At 26.7% G+C, this 2,083-nt stretch carries 3 protein-coding genes; all 3 read left to right on the top strand.

The features are described 5' to 3' along the window. Nucleotides 1-427 (top strand): DedA family protein (locus KKC53_05535; GenBank protein MBU2598615.1); only part of this gene is annotated, 427 nt, incomplete at its 5' end. A 42-nt stretch (nt 428-469) separates the two neighbouring features. Then, nucleotides 470-1,321, top strand: coding sequence for an undecaprenyl-diphosphate phosphatase (locus tag KKC53_05540; GenBank protein ID MBU2598616.1), 852 nt, complete (start codon nt 470-472; stop codon nt 1,319-1,321). 214 nt (nt 1,322-1,535) lie between these two features. Then, nucleotides 1,536-1,751 (top strand): hypothetical protein, encoded by a 216-nt coding sequence (locus KKC53_05545; protein MBU2598617.1) that lies wholly within the window; start codon nt 1,536-1,538, stop codon nt 1,749-1,751. Nucleotides 1,752-2,083 lie beyond the last annotated feature (332 nt).

Raw genomic sequence — 2,083 nt, forward strand, 5'->3', positions numbered from 1 at the left:
AAATTTATTTGGTTCTTATGTTGCATACTATATTGGGAAATTGGGGGGAAGGCCGTTTTTAGAGAAGTATGGTAAATATGTTTTTTTAAGAAAAGAAGAACTTGATAAGGTTGAAAGATGGTTTAATCATCGTGGTGAATTAACAGTTTTTGTAACTCGACTTTTACCAGGAATTAGAACATTTATATCCCTTCCTGCAGGAATGGCTAAGATGAACTTAACGAAATTTTCAATATATACAATTTTAGGAGTGATACCCTGGTGCTTTATATTGACATATCTTGGTTATATATTTGGGGAGAACTGGAAGATAATTTTAGATTATTATCACAAGTTTGAATATATTTTCTTTGCTATAATAATTTTAATAATAGTAGCCTTTTTAGTTTTTATGTTTATTAAAAAAAGAAAACAATATTTAAAATAAAAAAATTAAAAAAAATAATTAATTTTAAATTAGAGGTTATTATTGTCATTATTTCAATCCATTGTATTAGGGATAATTCAGGGAGCTACTGAATTCTTACCAGTCAGTAGCTCAGGTCATATGGTTCTAATACCACATCTTCTTGGATGGGAAAATCCACCACTATTCTTTAATGTAATGGTTCATTTTTCAACTTTAATAGCTGTTTTATGGGCTATGTGGTCTGATATAAATGATATATTCAAATCGTTTATTAATCTATTCAAAAAAGAGAAAGACAAATCCAAAGATAAGTCAACTAATTTATTAAAATCCAAAATAATCTGGTTATTATTTATTGCCACAATCCCCGCAGCAGTCTTGGGTTATTTGGCTCATGATTTCTTTGAAAAACTATTTTCAGTTCCAATATATGTTGCAATTGCAATTTTTATAACAGGAATACTACTTTTCATTGAGGGATGGATGAGAAAAACTATTGACTCATTGAAGTCACTAAGATTATCCGATGCAATTTCTATAGGAATTGCTCAAGCTATAGCCATTGTTCCCGGAATTTCAAGATCAGGAATAACAACAGTAATGGGGAAATCCAGAGGATTATCAAGAGAAGATTCTTTAAAATTTTCCTTTTTACTATCTATACCCATAATATTCTCAGCCACTTTATATGAGACATTCAGATTTTATAAGACAGTTGGATTATTTAATGAAATATCATCTAATATAAACATAACAAATACAATTATTGGTATGATATTTGCTCTATTAACAGGTTTTTTATCAATAAAATTGCTTCTAAATTTCTTTAAGAGAAGAAAATTAAGGATATTCTCTCTATACTGTTGGGTATTCTCTATTTTGAGTTTTATCGTAATAATTATCAGAAAATAGTATTAATTAGACAATATATATACAAGCTTACTGCTACAGCAGTTTATAAAAATGTAATATATTTGGAAATAATATCAATTAAAATGATATACATGTGTCCTCATTAAAAGTTAGTCTTATCTAATAAATATATGTTTTGTAACATAAGTTTTATTTCCTCGTTATAATATTTAGGGTTTGTTTATATTGTGTAAGTAATGATATTGAAATAAGTATGATTGAGGACTTGGTAATTAGAGCTAAAGACAGTGAACCAGAAGCTTTTGGTGAACTTTATGAGCTTTTTGTTGAGAAAATATATCGATTTCTTCTCTTCAAAGTTGGTAGTGTTACTGAAGCAGAAGATCTAACTGCATGGGTTTTTGAAAAAGCCTGGGAAAATTTGAAAAAATATAGAGTTAAAAGAATTTATGATTATTATAGCACCTAAATTATTTAAAAAATAAGAAAAGGTTTTTAATTATTCGACAAAAACTTCTTGAACTTCAAAAGTCTTCTTCCTAACAATTCTTTTATCTCAAAAAAGTTAAATTACACTTCCTTCATCATAAAAAAGAAATATGTATATTGATATTAGATTTCTATCAAATTTATAACTAAAAAATTTCATTTGTCATTTTAAAAACAGTTAAAAATTTCATTGAGGTAGTTGAAAATTAGTGGTAGAATTTAACAATAATTTTAAATATAAAATTTAGCAAAATATTAATAGAAAGGAGGATGGCTCTTATCCTATATCTTTAAAAGGATATTTGAGCTACA

This window comes from Actinomycetota bacterium, from assembly GCA_018830725.1.
Taxonomy (GTDB): Bacteria; Actinomycetota; Humimicrobiia; order JAHJRV01; family JAHJRV01; genus JAHJRV01.